Below are 18,205 nucleotides of genomic sequence, written 5' to 3' on the forward strand. Positions count from 1 at the left end.
TGACCCTCGTGTTCCTCATGCCTTGAGCTTGTATCCGAAGCCCCGGACCGTCTCGATCCGGTCCTGCCCGATCTTGGTGCGCAGCCGCTGGACGTGGACGTCCACGACGCGGGTGTCACCGCCCCAGTCGTAGTCCCAGACCCGCTCCAGGAGCCGGTCGCGCGACAGGACGGTACCGGGCGCGGAGGAGAACTCCAGCAGCAGCCGCATCTCGGTCGGCGTCAGCGCCACGGAGGCGCCCGCCTTGCGGACCTCCATGCCCTCGGTGTCGACCTCCAGGTCGCCGAAGGACAGCACCCCGCGCTCCCCGGAGCCGTCCGCCTCGGAGCCGTTGGAGGCGCCGTTCCGCGGGCCGCCCGCATGGCCGAAGCGGCGCAGCACGGCGCGGATCCGGGCGACGAGGACGGAGCCGTCGAAGGGCTTGGTGACGTAGTCGTCCGCGCCCGCCTCCAGGCCCAGGACCACGTCGATGGAGTCGGCGCGGGCCGACAGCATGATCACGGGGACGGTGGACTCGTCGCGGATGCGGCGGCACAGGCTCACGCCGTCCATCCCCGGCACCATCACGTCGAGGAGCGCGATGTCCGGGCGGTCGGCACGGAAGGACTCCAGCCCGGACAGGCCGTCGGGCATGGCGGTGACGACGAAGCCGTCCCGCTCCAGTGCCAGCGTCGTGGCCTCGCGGATGACGTCGTCGTCCTCCACGAACAGCACATGGGTCTCGGCCATGCCCACCCTCACCTCGTCAGCTCTTCGGCGATACGGCCGGGGCGGGCGGGCTCCCGCCGTCGACCACATTGCTGTAATCCGTGTGCACCCGGTCCTGTTCGGTGAACCGTTCCCCGTTCCAGCGGTACGTGATCACGTCCTCGCCCGACGGATAGGCGAGCGCGTCGTTCTTCCCGTAGACCGGCTTGTTGAGCACCAGCTCGCCGCGGTCGATCTCCGCGTAGACGGGCGGCTGCTCGTCCGAGAAGACATTCTCGTACTTCCCTCCGTCGGCCCGGTACACGTACGAGCCGCGGCCCACCGCGTCCGCGCAGGACAGCACGTTGACGACGATGTCGACGACGGTGTTCCCGGTGACCTTCCCGTAGCTGACGTCGATCGGGTACTCCTTGCCCGTGCAGGGCTTGAGGTCCCGCTTGACCGCGGCGCTCACCTTCGGGTCCGCCTTGAGCAGGGCCACCGGGTCGACCCGCTTGGACGTGCCGGTGGACGCGGCGGGGGAGTGGTCCGGGGCGGCCGGTTCGCTGGCCCCGTCGCCGGTGGGCTGGTTGCTCCTGGACACGGTCTCGGTGTGGGCCGGACCGCCGTCCTTCAGGCCCGTACCGCCGGTGGAGCAGCCGGCCGCGAACAGCACTGTGCCGACGAGGACGACCGTCCCCGCCGACATCAGTACCAGAGAGCCTCTGCCGCTCAGGTCTTGGCCCGTCAGGCCGCGCACCGCTCCCGCCCCTCGTCACGGATGGTGTGGTCACCGCGTTCGAGCGCACGCATGTCCAGGTCCCGGCTCTCCAGCTCCTGACGGAGCCGGGCCAGTGCGCGGTGCAGGGTGCTCTTCACGGTTCCCGCCGACATACCGAGCGCCGCGGCCGTTTCCTCGGTGCTCATCTGTTCCCAGTGTCGCAGCACCACCACACTGCGCTGCTTGGGCGCGAGCACCTTGAGGATGTCCATCAGCAGGGCGCGGTCGGCGCGCTGGTCGGAGCCGTCCTCGACGGAGGCGTCCGGGAGCTGCTCGGTGGGGACCTCGTCGAGCTTGCGGGCCCGCCACCACTCGGTACGGGTGTTGATCATGACGCGGCGGAGGTAGGCGTCGGCCAGCGACTTGTCGGCGATGCCCTCCCAGCGGCCGTAGGTGCGCACGAGGGCGGTCTGCAGGAGGTCCTGGGCGTCCGTGGGGTCCGGGACCAGGCGCCGGGCACTGCGCAGCAGGGCGTCCTGCCGGGTGCGGACGTACTCCTCGAATTCGAGTACCTCGCCGTGCGCCATCTCAGACCGCCTCCGTTCCGACCAACCGCTCATGCGCTGGCTTGTGGATCCGAAGTTACGGAGGGGTTGTCACGGCACTGTGCGGGTCAGCCTTCGGTGGGCGCACGGACACCCGTAGGTTGTGTAACAGTGCTCGTGAGCTGGGGTTTCGCGGCCCGAAGCGGAATCTTCGAGTCAACTTCGAGCCGCGCTCCGGGCCGCCGCCGGGGGCGTGCGGATATCGTCGTCAGCCCTGCGGCAACCGGTACATGCCGTGGGCCAGCGGCTCCACCAGCCCGTCGGAGACCAGCCCGTCCAGGGCGCGCGCCCGCTGCACCGGCTCGTTCCAGACGGTGTCGAGCACCGACTGCGGAACCGCACCGACCGCCTCGCGCAGCACGGCCAGCAGCTTCCCGCGCACCTGCCGGTCCGTTCCGGCGTACGTCTGCCCGCGCCGCGGCGGTCCCTCGTACGCGGGCTTCCCGGCCAGCCGCCACGCGCACAGGCCGGCCACCGGGCAGCGTGCGCAGTCCGGGCTCTTGGCGGTGCACACCAGCGCGCCCAGCTCCATCGACGCCGCGGCCCAGCGGGCCGCCGTGGCCTCGTCGTCCGGCAGCAGTTCCCGCGCCAGGCGCCGCTCGGCGGCCGTCGTGGCGTTCGGCGGGTACTCGACCCCGCTCGACGCACGGGCGAAGACCCGGCGCACGTTGGTGTCCAGCACCGCGTGCCGCTGCCCGTACGCGAAGGAGGCCACGGCGGCGGCCGTGTACTCGCCGATCCCCGGCAGCGACAGCAGCTGGGCGTGGTCGCTCGGTACGTCGCCGCCGTGGCGTTCCGTTATCGCGACGGCCGCGCCGTGCAGGCGCAGCGCCCGGCGCGGGTAGCCGAGCCGCCCCCAGGCCCGTACGGCCTCGCCCGGCGCCTCGGCGGCCAGGTCGGCGGGCCGGGGCCACCGGGCGAGCCACTGCTCGTAGACCGGCAGGACCCGGCTGACGGGGGTCTGCTGCAGCATGAACTCGCTGACCATGACCCCCCAGGGGCCGGCCTCGGGGCGGCGCCAGGGCAGGTCGCGGGCGTGCTCGTCGAACCACGCGATGACGGGGGAGTGCAGCGCGTGGGCGGGCGCGGGTGCGGCGGGGGATACGGGGGATACGGGGGAGGAGGCAGATGCAGTCATGGCAGACGGCATCCTGGCACGTTTCGGTGCTATCCCGCCCGGCCCGGACCGGTGAACCAGACAGCCACGGGGGTGCCGCTCGTGCGGACGGCGGCCGTCACCCGGGCCAGCGGGCCCGTGAACGCCAGCACGGCGAGGGTGCCCAGCGAGGCCCCCAGCAGCAGGCCCATCGCCACGTCGTGCGGGTAGTGCACCCCGACGAAGACCCGGGAGAAGGCCATCAGCAGCGCGACGGGCACGGTCAGCAGGGCGAGGCGGGGCACGGCGAGCGCGAGGGCGAGGGCGGCCGCGCCCGCGATGGCGGAGTGGTTGCTGGGGAAGGACCAGTCGCCGTACGGCGGGCAGGGGACCAGCGAGGCGGCCGCCCCGGCCACCGCCCGGCAGGGCCGCTCCTCGTTCACGGTGGACTTCACCAGCTCGGAGGCGACGTAGACGAGAGCGGTGGCGAGCGGGGCGAGGACGGCGCGCGCCACCGCCCGGGGATCACCGTGCCCGCGCGCACGCCACCAGACGGCTATGAAGAGGAGACCGAAGAGCAACAGTCCGAATTCGGTCCAGACTTCGAACGCCGACCGCACCCAGGAGGGCGTGGAGTGGGCGAAGTCGGTGATGTCGCGGTAGAGGGCAGAGCTGTCCATGGTCACCGACCGTACTCAAACGCCCGTTCCGGTTGCGTCAGCATCTTGGCTGGTTCCGGGCGGTCCCGTGTACGCCCGCAGGATGATCATCGGCAAAACCTGCCGGATGTGCGGCATGGGGGACGCTGATCGCGGCGCGAGTTCTCGTAAGGTTCGGTCCGTGGGATCTCTGCGCAATCCGGTCGGGCCGCTCCCCTCCTCCATTTACTGGCGACGGAGGGCTGTGCTGGCGTCCGTCGCGGCGCTCTTGGCGCTGCTCGCCGTATGGACCGTCAGTTCCGGCGGGGGTACGTCGAGTACGAACGGCAAGGGCGGCGGCGACGGCTCCGGACCCGTGCGCACGATCACCCCGGGCCCCTCGGGCTCCGGGCCGGCGATCAGTCAGGCGCCGGGCGGCCGGGGCGACTCGGGCGCGGCCTCGGGTTCGGCCTCGGGCGGCGGCGGCAAGAACGGTGAGCCCGGCGGCGGTTCGGGCTCCGGCCCGGGCTCCGGTTCCGCTTCGGGCTCCGGCGGCTCCGGCTCCGCGGCCGGCGGCTCCCCGGCGCAGGTCCCGGCGGACTCCCCGCTGCCGACGTGCCCGGCGAGCGCGCTGCAGTGGGAGGTCAAGAGCGTGAAGAACGAGTACGAGACGAACGAGAAGCCGCGTCTCGAACTCCTCGTCCGCAACATCTCCGGCAGCACCTGCAAGTTCGGCCTCGGTCCCCGGCAGGCCGTCGTGACGATCTTCCAGACGCAGGGCGCCAAGGCCGTCTGGTCCTCCGCGGACTGCCCCGCGAACGCGGCGAACGCGTTCTTCCGGCTGCCGGCGCAGGGCGAGACGAAGCAGGCGGTGGAGTGGGACCGCAAGCCGAGCGCGCCGGACCAGTGCCAGACGCCTCCGGCGGGCAACCCGGCGCCCGACACCTACGTGGTCGAGGTCAAGTCCCCGGGCCTCCCGGTGGCCCGCACCTCCTTCGTCCTGAAGCAGGACTGAGGCCTTCTCGACGCGGCGGCGGGGCTGGAAGATCCAGCCCCGCCGCCGTTCGAGGCGCGGGGGTCCGGGGGCGGAGCCCCCGGGGGTGGTTCAGACGTAGCGTTCCAGGATGGAGGACTCCGCCAGGCGGGAGAGGCCCTCGCGGACGCTGCGGGCGCGGGCCTCGCCGACGCCGTCCACCGTCTGGAGGTCGTCCACCGAGGCCGCCAGCAGCTTCTGCAGACCGCCGAAGTGCTCGACCAGCCGCTCGATGATCGCCCCCGGCAGCCTCGGCACCTTCGCCAGCAGCCGGTACCCGCGCGGCGACACCGCCGAGTCGAGGGTCTCCGGCGAGCCCGTGTACCCCAGGGCCTTCGCCACGATCGCCAGTTCCAGCAGCTCCGGATGGGTCAGCGCGTCCAGCGCCGGAAGCGCCTCCTCGACCGTGCGGGAACGCTTCGCCGTCGGCTCCGGAACGTAGTCCCGGATCACCAGCTCCCGCTCCTGCTCGATGCCGACCGTCAGTTCGTCCAGCTGGAGCGACAGCAGTCGCCCGTCCGTGCCCAGTTCGACCACGTACTCGGCGATTTCCGTCGCGATCCGGCGGACCATTTCCAGCCGCTGGGCGACCGCCGTCACGTCGCGGACGGTGACCAGGTCCTCGATCTCCAGCGCCGACAGCGTCCCCGCGACCTCGTCGAGCCGCAGCTTGTACCGCTCCAGGGTGGCCAGCGCCTGGTTCGCCCGGGACAGGATCGCCCCGGACTCCTCCAGGACCCGCCGCTCCCCGTCCACGTAGAGGGCGATCAGCCGCATCGACTGGGACACGGAGACCACCGGGAAGCCGCACTGCTTCGAGACGCGGTCCGCGGTGCGGTGCCGGGTGCCGGTCTCCTCCGTCGGGATCGACGCGTCGGGCACCAGCTGCACGCCGGCCCGCAGGATCTTGGTGATGTCCTTGTCGAGGATGAGCGCGCCGTCGAGCTTGCACAGCTCGCGCAACCGGGTCGCGGTGAACTCCACGTCCAGGACGAAGCCGCCCGTGCACATCGCCTCGACGTTCTTGTCCATGCCGAGGACGATGAGCCCGCCCGTGTTGCCGCGGACGATCCGCTCCAGGCCGTCCCGCAGGGGCTGACCAGGCGCGACGGCGCTCAGCGAGGCGCGCATCAGGGCGTCGTGCTTGGAGCTCGCGCCGGACTTCCCGGGTGCTGATGCCCCGTCCTTGGCTGCCACTGCACTCCTCCGGTCGCGGGTTGCGCCGCCTGCGTACAGCCGGGCGGACCAGCACAAAGTCTACCGGCGCGGGCTGTGCGCCCGCCGTGCCTTGGCGCGCATCGCCGCGACGGGGGTCCCTGCGGAGGCCCGCGGAGCCGCCCTGACCTGCCCCGGGACGGCCCGCGGGAGGTCCGGGACGGCCCGCCTGCGGAGGCTCTTATTCCGCTGCGGCGCGCTCCTTCGCCGGGGTACGGGAGCGGCCGCGCGGCAGGACCCGCAGCGCGTCGCCCACGTCCGCGACCTCCGTCACCTTCATCCCCGCCGGAACCTTCCCCGGATCCGACGGCACCAACGCGTGCGTGAAGCCCAGCCGGTGGGCCTCGGCCAGCCGCCGCTGCACACCCGTCACCCGCCGCACCTCCCCGGCGAGCCCGACCTCCCCGATGGCGACGAGGTTCTTCGGCAGCGGCACGTCACTGGCGGCCGAGGCCAGCGCGAGCGCGATCGCGAGGTCGGCGGCCGGTTCGGTGAGCTTCACGCCGCCCACGGTCGCGCTGTAGATGTCCCGCTTGCCGAGCGCGGTGATCCGCCCGCGCTGCTCCAGCACCGCCAGCATCATCGAGACGCGCGAGGTCTCCAGCCCGGAGGTGGTGCGGCGCGGGGAGGGGATCTGCGAGTCGACGGTGAGCGCCTGCACCTCGGCGACCAGCGGCCGCTTGCCCTCCAGGGTCACGGTCAGGCAGGTGCCCGGCACCGCCTCGGCCCGCCGGGTCAGGAACAGCCCGCTGGGGTCGGCGAGCCCGGTGATGCCCTCGTCGTGGAGCTCGAAGCAGCCGACCTCGTCGGTGGCGCCGTAGCGGTTCTTCACCCCGCGCACCAGGCGCAGCCGCGCGTGCCGGTCGCCCTCGAAGCTGAGCACCACGTCCACCAGGTGCTCCAGCAGACGGGGACCGGCGATCGCCCCGTCCTTGGTGACGTGACCGACCAGGAGCGTGGCCATGCCCCGCTCCTTCGACGCGCGGATCAGCGCGCCGGCCACCTCCCGGACCTGGGCCATGCCGCCGGGCGCGCCGTCGATCTCGGGGGAGGCGATGGTCTGTACGGAGTCCAGGACCAGCAGGGAGGGCTTCACCGCGTCGAGGTGGCCCAGTACGGCGGACAGGTCGGTCTCGGCGGCGAGGTAGAGGTGGTCGTTGAGGGCGTTGATCCGGTCGGCGCGCAGCCGGACCTGGCTCGCGGACTCCTCGCCGGTGACGTAGAGGGTGCGGTGGTCGCCGGTGGCGGCCTTCGCCGCGACGTCGAGCAGCAGGGTCGACTTGCCGACGCCGGGCTCGCCGGCGAGGAGGACGACGGCGCCCGGGACCAGCCCGCCGCCCAGGACGCGGTCCAGTTCGTCGACGCCGGTGCTGCGCGCGGTCGCGGTGCGGCCGTCGACCTGGGCGATGGGCAGCGCGGGCGCGGAGACGCGGCCGGCGGCGGTGGTCCGTACGGCGGGCGCCCCGCCCATCTCCTCGACGGTGCCCCACGCCTGGCATTCGGGGCAGCGGCCGAGCCATTTCGCGGTCGTCCAGCCGCACTCGGAGCAACGGTAGGACGGACGGTCCTTGGCGGACGAGCGGGAGGTACGGGCAGCAGCCATGCGGCCCACGGTAACGGCACCCACCGACAGCCCCGGCCGCACGGGCGTCAGGGACGCTGTCAGCGGGGTACCGATCTGTTCACCCGTAAGGGCTAAAACTGCTGAAGGCTTCCGGGGCGTCACCGGCGCGCCGCCTACGGTCGCCGAGTGACCAGCAGCAACCAGGGAGACCCCGCGTCGCGCACCGGCGCACACCGGGCGCACGGGCGCACGCCCTCGGCTGACCCGGCGGACCGGGCCGCCTCGGCGCGCCCCGCGGCCCCCGCCCGTCCGGCGGCCCCGGACGAACGGCCCCCGCCCTCCCGGCACGAGCCCTACCTGGACGGACTGTTCACCTACTGCCTCTCCGTCCTTTGCGACCACGACACCGCCACCGAGGTGCTCGGTGACGTCCTCGCCGTCGCCGAACGCCACCCCGGCCGGTGCCCCGACGAGGGCGGCCGCCGCGCCTGGCTGTACGCCCTCGCCCGCTGGGGCTGCCTGAGCCGGCTGGCGGAGCGGCGCAGCGCACGCCCGGGGGCGCATTCCGCTCGGCGTACGCCGGAGCACACGGACGCCGGGCATGCTCCCGAAGAGCGCCCGGGGCCCGACGTCAGCGCCCACCGCCGTACCGAGCTGGCCCGCCTCGCCTGGCCCGAGGCCGCGGGCACCACCCCCGAGCAGCGCGAGGCCCTCGAACTCGCCGTCCGCCACCGCCTCGGCGTCGGAGAGCTCGCGGCCGTCCTCGGCACCCCGGCCGCCGCCGCGCGGGAGCTGCTGTCCGGCGCCGCCTGCGAGGTGGAGCGCACCCGCGCCGCCCTCGCCGTCGTGGAGACCGGCAACTGCCCGGCCGTGGCCCGCCTCACCGGCGACCGGGGCGACGGCGTCCCCGGCGACGTCCTGCTCTCCAGCACCCTGCGCGCCGAGCTCGTCCGCCACGTCGACGACTGCCCGCGTTGCCGCCGCGCCGCCGAACGCGTCGGCGCCGGCGCGCCCTGGCCCGGCACCGGCGGTGTCCACGCCGCGCTCCCGCTGGTCCCGGCCCCCCGCCCCGCCCTGCACGCCGCGATGCTCCGCTCGGGCCGGCGCCGGGGCGGGCGCCCCGGACCGCGCTTCGACCGGACCGGTTTCCCCATGGACCCCAAGGACCGCGCCGCCCGCCGCGACCGGCTCCGGGCGCGGGCCGTAACCACCACCGTGGTCGCCACCGTCGTCGCCGCTCCCGTACTCGCGCTGTGGGCCGCCTACCGGGGCGCCCCGGCCACCGGCGAACCCGTCGGCGGCGACGGCACCCGCATCTCCGCCAGCGAATCGCAGATCCCGCCCCCGTACGCGGCCGAGGGGCGCCCCCTGACCGCCTACGAGAACACCGGCAACACCGCGCGCACCACCGGCGAGCCCGGCTTCGCGCCCGGCGCCGCGGGCCCCGACGTCTCCGTGGAGGTGATCAGCAGCGGCGCGCCCGCCACCCCCGGAGCGGACGCCCCGGGCGCCCCCGGCCGGCTCACGGTCGCCGCCACCACCCGCGGCTCCACCACCCTGCTCACCCTCACGGCCTTCGGCGGCGGCCCCGTCGACTGGCGGCTCTGGTCGGACGCGCCCTGGCTGCGCGCGAGCCGTACGGCGGGCACCCTGGCCCCCGGAGAATCGGTCACTCTGCGGATCACCGTGGACGCCGGGGCCCAGCCCGTCGGCGCCTGGAGCGCCCGCGTCGGGGTGGACCCGGCCGGCGCGGTGATCTCCGTCCAGGGCCGGGGCCGCCCGGCCCCCACCCCGGACCCGCCGGACCCCGTACCGACCCCGACCCCGACCCCGACGCCCACTCCCACGCCGACCCCGACCCCCACGCCGACTCCCACGCCTACCCCGACGCCCACGCCTACGGACCCCCCGGCCCCGGAACCGTCCTCAGGAGGAACGGTTTCCCCCGGACCGGCCCCCACCGGGTCCTGACCCCCTCAGGCGCGGTCCGCCGGGGGCACCGGATCCGCGGGGTGCGGCGCCATCGGCAGCAGCGAGGCCAGCCGCGCCTCGCACAGCTTCACCAGCTCCGCGTACCCCTCCGCGCCCATCAGCTCCGTCAGCTCCGCCCGGTACGACACGTACACCGGGTCGCCGGCGCCGTGCGCGGAGGTCGCCGACGTGCACCACCAGTGCAGGTCGTGACCGCCCGGGCCCCAGCCGCGCCGGTCGTACTCACCGATGGACACCTGGAGCACCCGCGTGTCGTCGGGGCGGTCGATCCAGTCGTACGTCCGGCGGATCGGCAGCTGCCAGCACACGTCCGGCTTGGTCTCCAGCGGCTCCTGGCCCCCCTTGAGGGCCAGGATGTGCAGCGAGCACCCCGCCCCGGCCGGGAAACCGGGCCGGTTCAGGAAGATGCAGGCCCCGTCCCAGCGGCGGGTCTGCTTCTCCCCGTCGTCGTCGAGCTGCGTCCAGCCGGACTCGCTCCCGACGTCGTGGAACTGCCACAGCTCCGGTGTGAGCCGCGCCACGTGCTCGGCGACCCGCTTCTCGTCGTCCTCGTCGGAGAAGTGGGCCCCGAGGGTGCAGCAGCCGTCATCGGCCCGCCCGGCCTGGATCCCCTGGCAGCCACTGCCGAAGATGCAGGTCCAGCGGGAGGTCAGCCAGGTCAGGTCGCAGCGGAAGACCTGCTCGTCATCGGCGGGGTCGGGGAATTCCACCCAGGCCCGGGGGAAGTCGAGCCCCTTCTCGTCCCGCACCTCGCCCTTGTCCTTCTTCGACCGGGTCTTGTTGGCCTTCTTCGTATTTGGCACAAAGCCCAGCCTAAGGGCCCCTTACTCCTCTCCCACGCGTTCGGCCCAGTAGCGTTTCCCGCATGAGACTCGGTGTCCTCGATGTGGGTTCGAACACGATCCATCTGCTGGTGGTGGACGCGCACCCCGGCGCGCGCCCGCTGCCCGCGCACTCGCACAAGGTGCAACTGCGCCTCGCGCAGCTCCTCGACGAGCGCGGGGCCGTCAGCGCGGAGGGCATAGAGCGCCTCGTCTCCGTGATCGGCGAGGCCGTGCAGGCAGCCGAGGACAAGGGCTGCGAGGACCTGCTGCCCTTCGCGACCAGCGCGGTGCGCGAGGCCACCAACGCCGACGAGGTCCTCGCCCGCGTGAAGGCCGAGACCGGGCTGGAGCTCCCGGTGCTCAGCGGAGACGACGAGGCCCGGCTGACCTTCCTCGCGGTCCGGCGGTGGTTCGGCTGGTCGGCCGGCAAGCTGCTGGTCCTGGACATCGGCGGCGGCTCGCTGGAGATCGCGTACGGCATCGACGAGGAGCCGGACGCGGCCGTCTCCCTCCCGCTCGGCGCCGGCCGCCTCACCTCCGCCTGGCTCCCCGGCGACCCGCCGGACCCCGCGGACGTGAAGGCCCTGCGCCGCCACGTACGGGCCAGCATCGCGCGCACGGTCGGCGAGTTCAGCCGCTTCGGCGCCCCGGACCACGTCGTCGCCACCTCGAAGACCTTCAAGCAGCTCGCCCGCATCGCGGGCGCGGCCCGGGAGGCGGACGGCCTCTACGTACAGCGCGACCTGACCCGCAAGTCCCTGGGGGAGTGGGTCCCGCGCCTGGCCGCCATGACCACCGCGGAACGCGCCGCCCTCCCCGGCGTCTCGGACGGCCGGGCCGCCCAGCTCCTGGCCGGGGCCCTGGTGGCGGAGGCCGCGATGGACCTCTTCGGCGTGGACGAGCTGGAGATCTGCCCCTGGGCCCTGCGCGAGGGCGTGATCCTGCGGAGGCTGGACCACCTGCCGTAGCCCCGGCGATCATCACCCGGTGATCACGATCCTGACGCCCCGCGTCATCGAGGCGCTCGGCCGGTTCAACGACGCCCACCCCTGGGACCACAACGCCCACTACCACCGGTGGATCCTGCGCCGGCTGCCCCGGCGCTGCGCCCGCGCCCTGGATGTCGGCTCCGGCAGCGGCGACCTGGCCAGGGCGCTGACCGCGCGCGCCGCCGCCGTCCACGGGGTCGACGCCGATCCGCGGATCGTCGAGCGGGCCCGGGAGCTCACCCCCGCCGGGGCCCCGGTGACCTTCGCCGTCGGGGAGGCGCTGGCGCAGGAGGGGACGTACGAGGTCGTCACGTGCGTGGCCGTCCTCCACCACCTGCCCTTCGCCGAGGCCCTCGGCCACTTCCGCGAGCGGCTCGCGCCCGGCGGGACCCTGGTCGTCGTCGGCGCGTACCGGGCGAGCACCCGCGGCGACCACCTCCTCGGCGCCGTCGCGGTCCCGCTGAACGCCGCCCTGGGCTGGATCAGGAACCGGGGGCGTACGGCACCCCGCCCGCCCTCGATGACCGCCCCGACCCGGCCCGCGTCCATGACCTTCGCGGAGATCGCCGAGGGGGCCGCCCGGCTGCTGCCCGGCGCCCGGCTGCGCCGCCGGCTGTTCTGGCGCTACACGCTGGTCTGGCGGCGGCATTGAGACGGCTTCCGGGGCCGGGCCGCCCGGGCGGGGCAGGGGCCCCGTAATCTGTCCCCGTGGCAGAACCAGTCCGTATCCCGACCACCTCCACCCCGAAAGTCGCGCTCTCCACCGCCTCCGTCTACCCGGAGTCCACGGCGACCGCCTTCGAGATCGCCGCCCGCCTCGGCTACGACGGCGTCGAGGTCATGGTCTGGACGGACCCGGTCAGCCAGGACGTCGACGCCCTGCGACGGCTGTCGGACCATCACGGGGTCCCGATCCTGGCCGTCCACGCCCCCTGCCTGCTCATCACCCAGCGCGTGTGGTCCACCGACCCCTGGATCAAGCTCCAGCGCGCCCGCGCGGCGGCCGAGAAGCTGGGCGCGAGCACCGTCGTCGTGCACCCGCCCTTCCGCTGGCAGCGGCAGTACTCCCGCGACTTCGTCAACGGGATCTGGCGGATGGCCGACGAGACCGACGTCCGCTTCGCCGTGGAGAACATGTACCCCTGGCGCTACCGCGACCGCGAGATGCTCGCCTACGCGCCCGAGTGGGACGTCACCAAGGACGACTACCGGCACTTCACCGTCGACCTCTCGCACACCGCCACCGCCCGTACGGACGCCACCGCCATGATCGACCGGATGGGCGACCGGCTCGCCCACATCCACCTCGCCGACGGCAACGGATCGGCCAAGGACGAGCACCTGGTCCCCGGCCGGGGCACCCAGCCCTGCGCCGAGCTGCTCACCGGCCTGGCCCGGACCTCCTTCGACGGGCACGTCGTCATCGAGGTCAACACCCGCCGCGCCATGTCGTCCGCCGAGCGCGAGGCCGACCTCGCCGAGGCGCTGGCCTTCACCCGCCTGCACCTCTCGAAGCCGGTGCACCGCCCATGACGGAGCCGTCGGAGCCGACGGAGCCCTCGGCGCACCCCGAGCCGCCCGCGGAGCCGTCCGCCGCGCCCGTCAAGCGGCGCCGCGGCCCCGGCCGGCCCCGCCAGGACGAGACCGAGGACGGCCCCGGCACCCAGGAGCGGATCCGCCTCGCCGCCCGCGAGGTGTTCGCCGAACGCGGCTACGACAAGACGTCCGTCCGCGGCGTCGCCAAGGTGGCCGGCGTGGACCCGGCCCTGGTGCACCACTACTTCGGGAGCAAGGACGACCTCTTCGCCGCCGCCATCGAGGTGAGCATGGAGCCCGCCCTGGTGGTCCCGGCGATCGTCGGCCACGGCCCCGAAGGCATCGGGGAACGCCTGGCCCGCTACTTCCTCGGCATCTGGGAGAACCCGGCCTCCCGGGCCCCCCTGCTCGCGGTGATCCGCTCCGCCCTCACCCACGAGGCCGCCGCCAAGGTGCTGCGCGGCCTGATCCTGCGCCGGGTCCTGGAACGGGTCGCCGCCGACCTCGACGTCCCGGACCCGACGCTGCGGGCCGAGCTGGCCGCCTCCCACATGATCGGGATCGCGCTGCTGCGCTACGTGGTCCGCGTGGAGCCGCTCGCGTCCGCCGACCCGGAGACGATCGTCGCCCTCGTGGCCCCCACGCTCCAGCGTTACCTGACCGAGGAGTGAGCCCGCCGTCCCGGCATCCGGACGAGCCGTCCGGATCGCGGGCGGTGGGCGTAGCTTTGTAACCGAGCCATATCCGCAGTCGCGGCTGACCGTACAGCCGCACTCATGGGGAGTGAAACCGCATGCCCGAGCTGAGGTCCCGCACCGTCACCCACGGCCGCAACATGGCAGGCGCTCGTGCGCTGATGCGCGCGTCGGGCGTAGCGAGCGAGGACATCGGCAAGCCGATCATCGCGGTCGCCAACTCCTTCACCGAGTTCGTCCCCGGACACACCCACCTGGCCCCCGTCGGCCGCATCGTCTCGGACGCGATCCGCGCCGCCGGCGCGATCCCGCGCGAGTTCAACACCATCGCGGTCGACGACGGCATCGCCATGGGCCACGCCGGCATGCTGTACTCCCTCCCCTCCCGCGACCTGATCGCGGACTCGGTCGAGTACATGGTCGAGGCGCACTGCGCCGACGCGCTGATCTGCATCTCCAACTGCGACAAGATCACCCCCGGCATGCTGATGGCCGCCATGCGCCTCAACATCCCGGTCGTCTTCGTCTCCGGCGGCCCGATGGAGGCCGGCCAGGCCACCCTCGTCGACGGCACCGTCCGCAAGCTCGACCTGATCGACGCCATGGTCGACGCCTCGAACGAGAACGTCTCCGACGAGGACGTCCTGCGCATCGAGGAGAACGCCTGCCCGACCTGCGGTTCGTGTTCGGGCATGTTCACCGCCAACTCCATGAACTGCCTCGCCGAGGCCATCGGCCTCGCCCTCCCCGGCAACGGCTCGGTCCTCGCCACGCACACCGCCCGCCGCGCCCTGTACGAGGACGCCGGCCGCACGGTCGTGGAGATCACCAAGCGCTACTACGAGGGCGGCGACGAGTCCGTCCTCCCGCGCAACATCGCCACCCGCGAGGCCTTCGAGAACGCCATGGCCCTCGACATCGCCATGGGCGGCTCCACGAACACGATCCTCCACCTCCTCGCCGCCGCCCAGGAGGCCGGCCTGGACTACGACCTCACCGACATCGACGCCGTCTCGCGCCGCGTCCCGTGCCTGGCCAAGGTCGCCCCGAACGTGGCGCCCGGCGGCACGTACTACATGGAGGACATCCACCGCGCCGGCGGCATCCCCGCCATTCTCGGCGAGCTGCACCGCGGCGGACTCCTCAACAAGGACGTCAACACCGTCCACTCCGACAACCTGGAGGACTGGCTCGCGCAGTGGGACGCGCGCTCCGGCACCGCCTCCGACGTGGCGATGGAGCTGTGGCACGCGGCCCCCGGCTGCAAGCGCTCCGCGACCGCCTTCTCCCAGTCCGAGCGCTGGGAGACCCTCGACCTCGACGCCGAGGGCGGCTGCATCCGCTCCGTGCAGCACGCGTACTCCAAGGACGGCGGCCTCGCCGTCCTGCGCGGCAACATCGCGGCCGACGGCTGCGTGGTCAAGACCGCCGGCGTCGACGAGTCGATCTGGACCTTCGAGGGCCCGGCCGTGGTCTGCGAGTCGCAGGACGAGGCCGTCGAGAAGATCCTCAGCAAGCAGATCGCGCCGGGCGACGTCGTCGTCATCCGCTACGAGGGCCCGCGCGGCGGCCCCGGCATGCAGGAGATGCTCTACCCGACCTCCTTCCTCAAGGGCCGCGGCCTCGGCAAGGTCTGCGCCCTGGTGACGGACGGCCGCTTCTCCGGCGGCACCTCGGGCCTGTCCATCGGCCACGCCTCCCCGGAGGCGGCCTCGGGCGGCAACATCGCCGTCGTCGAGGACGGCGACCGGATCCGCATCGACATCCCGAACCGCTCCATCGAGCTCCTCGTCTCCGACGAGGAGCTGGCCGCCCGTCACGCGGCCCTCGGCGGCGTCTACGCCCCCAAGGACCGCGAGCGCAACGTCTCCGCGGCCCTGCGCGCCTACGCGGCGATGGCCACCAGCGCCGACAAGGGCGCGGTCCGCGACGTCACCCGCCTGGGCGGCTGACCCACCACCTCCGCAGCCCCGCCGGGCGGCCCACCGCCCGGCGGGGTTCCGCGCGTTCCCTTCCCGACGCGCCGCTCGGCGCCGGGGCTCACCACCCGGCGGGGTTGCGGGCGTCCACGGCGAAGACGGTGCCGTCGGGGGCGGAGGCGTAGACCCGGCCGCCGGAGAACACCGGGGCGGGGACCGCGGCGCTCACCGTGCCCTGGCCGGAGGCCATGCGGGCCCTGGTCTGTCCCAGCAGCCGCCCCTTCGCCGCGTCGACGGCCAGCAGACGGCCGTCCGACACGGTCAGGTACACCCGCCCGTCGAGGAACGCGGGAGCGGACGCGCTCGCCGCGCCCGTCTCCAGCCGCCACAGCTCCTTGTTCGTGTCGACCGCCACCACCGCGCCCTGCGTGCCGAAGGCGTACACCGTTCCGTCCGGCTCCACCGTCGCCTGCGCGTCGTACAGCGGGGCCGACAGCTGGACCCGGTGGACCGAGCGCGTCGACAGGTCGATCCGGACGACGGCGCCCGCGTGGGTCGTCGGATCGTTGTCCAGCAGGCAGAGCGCACCGCGTGCCGTGCCGAACGGCTGCAGCCGGCCCCCCGCCCGTACCTGCCAGCGGACCTCGCCGCTCGCCGCGTCGACTTCGGAGACCTGCGTGGACTTGCCGGCCGGATCGGCCGTGGACACGTAGAACACGGGCTCGCCCTTCGGGCCCTGGGCACCCCACCACCCGGACCCCGGCTCGCCGTGCCTGGTCCAGCGCTGGGCACCCGACGCGGCGTCGAAGGCGGTGACGCTCCCGTTCGGCGCCACCAGCAGGACGTGCGGGCCCGCGGCGACCACGCGCGCCCCCGCGGGCAGCTTCTGGTGCCAGCGCTCCGCACCCGTACCCGGGTCCAGGGCCTGGAGGAGCTCGCCGCCGGGAGCCGCCGCCAGTACCGTCCCGCCCGCGTGCAGCGGGGTCATGGTGGTGGCACCCGGCTGGTCCGGGGCGTTCGTGCGGACCGCCCACGTCGTGGAACCGTCTCCGGCGTCGAGCCGGGCCGCGGCCAGCCCGCGGCCCGAGCAGATCAGCCCGGAGGCCCCGGCCGAGCAGGACACGGTGTGCCCGCCCAGCGGGACCGACCACGGGGGCACGGAGAGGTCCGCCGCCGACGACGCCCCGGAGACCCGCGGCGCGCCCCGCCCGGGCGTCCGCGCGTCCCACCACAGGTACCCGCCGGCGGCCACGGCGGCGAGCAGCAGGGCGAGGGCCCCCGAAGTGACCGCCTTCCGGCGTCCGGAGCGCCCGCGCGGCGCGTCCGTGGGGTCGCCGGGAGCAGCGGGATCCACGGCCGGCCGGTCCCGCCGGTGCGTGATCTCCTCCTCGGCCACGGGCCGCCGGGGGTGCGGTACGAAGGCCTGGGTGTCCTCGCCCGTCGGGCTCGTCACCGTCCGGATCTCGGCGATCAGCGCGTCGGCGGTCGGCCGGTCCGCCGGGTCCTTCGCCAGGCACCGGGCCACGATCGGCACGAGCCGCGCCGGGAGCCCCGTCAGGTCCGGCTCGCTGTGCACCACCTGGTACGCCACGAGGTAGTGGCTGTCGGAGTCGAACGGCCCCCGCCCCGTCGCGGCGTGCACCAGCACCGCCCCCAGCGCGAACACGTCCGCCGCGGTCCCGACCTCGCGGGGCCGCTGGAACTGCTCCGGCGCCATGAACGGCGGAGTCCCGATCAGCTTGCCGGTCTCGGTGCGCAGGTCGCTGTCGGCCGGGCGCGAGATGCCGAAGTCGATGACCCGCACCCCGTCCGGGGCCATCAGCACGTTGCTGGGCTTCAGGTCCCGGTGCACGACCCCGGCCCGGTGGATGTCCCGCAGCGCCTCCGCCAGTCCGGCGGCGAGCCGGGCCAGCTCCGGCGGGTCCAGCACGCGTTCGCGTACCCGCTCGGAAAGCGTCGGGGCGTCGATGAACAGGGTGGCCATCCAAGGCCGTTCGGCGTCCGGATCGGCGTCCACGACGGGCGCGGTGAACGCCCCGCTCACCCGCCGGGCGGCGGCGACCTCCTGCCGGAACCGCGCCCGGAACTCCGGATCCACCGCGTGCTGGGCGTGCACCACCTTGACGGCGAGTTTCAGCCCGGAGCTGGAGGCGGCCAGATGGACGACGCCCATGCCACCGGAGCCGAGCACGGATTCGAGCCGGTACTGCCCGGCGTACTCCGGAAACCCCGCGTAGTCCGCGCGCAGCGAATGCACCGCTCACCACCCCCGTCGGAGCCTAGTCGATGGCACATGCGAGCATCCAAGGGCTTGCTACCCTGCGCGCGTTGCGCAGCGCAACACCCATGGGGGGAGACGTCATATGTCAGTGGAGAACGAATCAGGCCAAGCGCAGAGCCTCGCGGCCACCGCGGGCCTGCCGATGTTCCCGGTCGCGCCCGGCTACCGGGTCAACGTCCGCAGCGGTCCCGGCACCGGCTACGCGATCGTCGACACCCTGCCGCTCGGCGCGAGCGTCTCGATCCGCTGCCAGTGCCCGGGGACCACGGTCTCGGGCCCGTACGGCACGACGGACATCTGGGACTGCATCGGCAACGGGAAGTTCATCTCGGACTCCTACGTGAAGACCGGCACCGACGGCTACGTGGCCGGCCGCTGCGACTGAGGCCGCGCGCCCGGAGACGGACGCG

General features: G+C 73.8%; 17 protein-coding genes. 8 read left to right on the forward strand and 9 right to left on the reverse strand.

Going from position 1 to position 18,205, the window contains the following annotated elements; all coding sequences use genetic code 11:
• Positions 1-15: 15 nt before the first annotated feature.
• The 5 genes from cseB to SLAV_RS21225 all read right to left on the reverse strand — a co-directional run bounded on the left by cseB (position 16) and on the right by SLAV_RS21225 (position 3,789).
• A complete protein-coding gene (gene cseB, locus SLAV_RS21205; protein ID WP_030236819.1) occupies positions 16-729 on the reverse strand; it encodes a two-component system response regulator CseB in 714 nt (237 codons plus the stop codon).
• A gap of 16 nt (positions 730-745) precedes the next feature.
• Positions 746-1,396 carry a hypothetical protein gene (locus SLAV_RS21210; RefSeq protein WP_051841278.1) on the reverse strand — a complete coding sequence of 217 codons (651 nt, stop codon included), beginning with the start codon at positions 1,394-1,396 and terminating at the stop codon, positions 746-748.
• 38 nt (positions 1,397-1,434) lie between these two features.
• A complete protein-coding gene (locus SLAV_RS21215) occupies positions 1,435-1,995 on the reverse strand; it encodes a SigE family RNA polymerase sigma factor (RefSeq protein WP_030236813.1) in 561 nt (186 codons plus the stop codon).
• 226 nt (positions 1,996-2,221) lie between these two features.
• Positions 2,222-3,151 carry an iron-sulfur binding domain-containing protein gene (locus tag SLAV_RS21220; protein ID WP_030236811.1) on the reverse strand — a complete coding sequence of 310 codons (930 nt, stop codon included), beginning with the start codon at positions 3,149-3,151 and terminating at the stop codon, positions 2,222-2,224.
• 29 nt (positions 3,152-3,180) lie between these two features.
• Positions 3,181-3,789, reverse strand: a complete 609-nt coding sequence (locus SLAV_RS21225; RefSeq protein ID WP_030236808.1) for a phosphatase PAP2 family protein — start codon at positions 3,787-3,789, stop codon at positions 3,181-3,183.
• A gap of 223 nt (positions 3,790-4,012) precedes the next feature.
• Between SLAV_RS21225 and SLAV_RS41065 the strand changes: the two genes are divergently transcribed.
• Positions 4,013-4,762, forward strand: a complete 750-nt coding sequence (locus tag SLAV_RS41065) for a hypothetical protein (protein WP_158740802.1) — start codon at positions 4,013-4,015, stop codon at positions 4,760-4,762.
• 90 nt (positions 4,763-4,852) lie between these two features.
• Here the strand turns inward: SLAV_RS41065 and disA are convergent, their stop codons facing one another.
• Both disA and radA read right to left on the reverse strand, forming a co-directional pair.
• Positions 4,853-5,977 (reverse strand): DNA integrity scanning diadenylate cyclase DisA, encoded by a 1,125-nt coding sequence (disA, locus tag SLAV_RS21240; protein ID WP_030236804.1) that lies wholly within the window; start codon positions 5,975-5,977, stop codon positions 4,853-4,855.
• A 199-nt stretch (positions 5,978-6,176) separates the two neighbouring features.
• A complete protein-coding gene (gene radA, locus SLAV_RS21245; RefSeq protein ID WP_030236800.1) occupies positions 6,177-7,598 on the reverse strand; it encodes a DNA repair protein RadA in 1,422 nt (473 codons plus the stop codon).
• A 147-nt stretch (positions 7,599-7,745) separates the two neighbouring features.
• On the opposite strand from radA, the gene SLAV_RS41070 reads away from it, so the two are divergent.
• Complete coding sequence (locus SLAV_RS41070; RefSeq protein ID WP_030236797.1) at positions 7,746-9,530, forward strand: BACON domain-containing protein; 1,785 nt, start codon at positions 7,746-7,748, stop codon at positions 9,528-9,530.
• Positions 9,531-9,535: 5 nt separating this feature from the next.
• Here the strand turns inward: SLAV_RS41070 and SLAV_RS21260 are convergent, their stop codons facing one another.
• Positions 9,536-10,354: a DUF3109 family protein gene (locus SLAV_RS21260; RefSeq protein WP_030236794.1), complete on the reverse strand. Its 819-nt coding sequence runs from the start codon at positions 10,352-10,354 to the stop codon at positions 9,536-9,538.
• Positions 10,355-10,416: 62 nt separating this feature from the next.
• Between SLAV_RS21260 and SLAV_RS21265 the strand changes: the two genes are divergently transcribed.
• The 5 genes from SLAV_RS21265 to ilvD all read left to right on the forward strand — a co-directional run bounded on the left by SLAV_RS21265 (position 10,417) and on the right by ilvD (position 15,547).
• A complete protein-coding gene (locus SLAV_RS21265; RefSeq protein WP_030236792.1) occupies positions 10,417-11,343 on the forward strand; it encodes a Ppx/GppA family phosphatase in 927 nt (308 codons plus the stop codon).
• Positions 11,344-11,365: 22 nt separating this feature from the next.
• Positions 11,366-12,016: a class I SAM-dependent methyltransferase gene (locus SLAV_RS21270; RefSeq protein ID WP_030236784.1), complete on the forward strand. Its 651-nt coding sequence runs from the start codon at positions 11,366-11,368 to the stop codon at positions 12,014-12,016.
• 56 nt (positions 12,017-12,072) lie between these two features.
• Entirely contained in the window at positions 12,073-12,897 is an 825-nt protein-coding gene (locus SLAV_RS21275) for a sugar phosphate isomerase/epimerase family protein (RefSeq protein WP_030236781.1), read from the forward strand.
• A complete protein-coding gene (locus tag SLAV_RS21280) occupies positions 12,894-13,571 on the forward strand; it encodes a TetR/AcrR family transcriptional regulator (protein ID WP_078950547.1) in 678 nt (225 codons plus the stop codon). The genes SLAV_RS21275 and SLAV_RS21280 overlap by 4 nt, the downstream gene beginning before the upstream one ends.
• A gap of 122 nt (positions 13,572-13,693) precedes the next feature.
• Positions 13,694-15,547: a dihydroxy-acid dehydratase gene (gene ilvD / locus SLAV_RS21285; protein WP_030236776.1), complete on the forward strand. Its 1,854-nt coding sequence runs from the start codon at positions 13,694-13,696 to the stop codon at positions 15,545-15,547.
• 88 nt (positions 15,548-15,635) lie between these two features.
• On the opposite strand, the gene SLAV_RS21290 is transcribed toward ilvD, so the two are convergent.
• Positions 15,636-17,771, reverse strand: a complete 2,136-nt coding sequence (locus SLAV_RS21290) for a protein kinase domain-containing protein (protein WP_030236775.1) — start codon at positions 17,769-17,771, stop codon at positions 15,636-15,638.
• A 106-nt stretch (positions 17,772-17,877) separates the two neighbouring features.
• Here SLAV_RS21290 and SLAV_RS21295 point away from each other — a divergent pair, with 106 nt between their 5' ends.
• Positions 17,878-18,180, forward strand: coding sequence for an SH3 domain-containing protein (locus SLAV_RS21295; protein WP_030236773.1), 303 nt, complete (start codon positions 17,878-17,880; stop codon positions 18,178-18,180).
• The last annotated feature ends 25 nt before the right edge of the window (positions 18,181-18,205 follow it).

Origin of the sequence: Streptomyces lavendulae subsp. lavendulae, from assembly GCF_002803845.1 — a bacterium.
Classification (GTDB): domain Bacteria; phylum Actinomycetota; class Actinomycetes; order Streptomycetales; family Streptomycetaceae; genus Streptomyces; species Streptomyces lavendulae.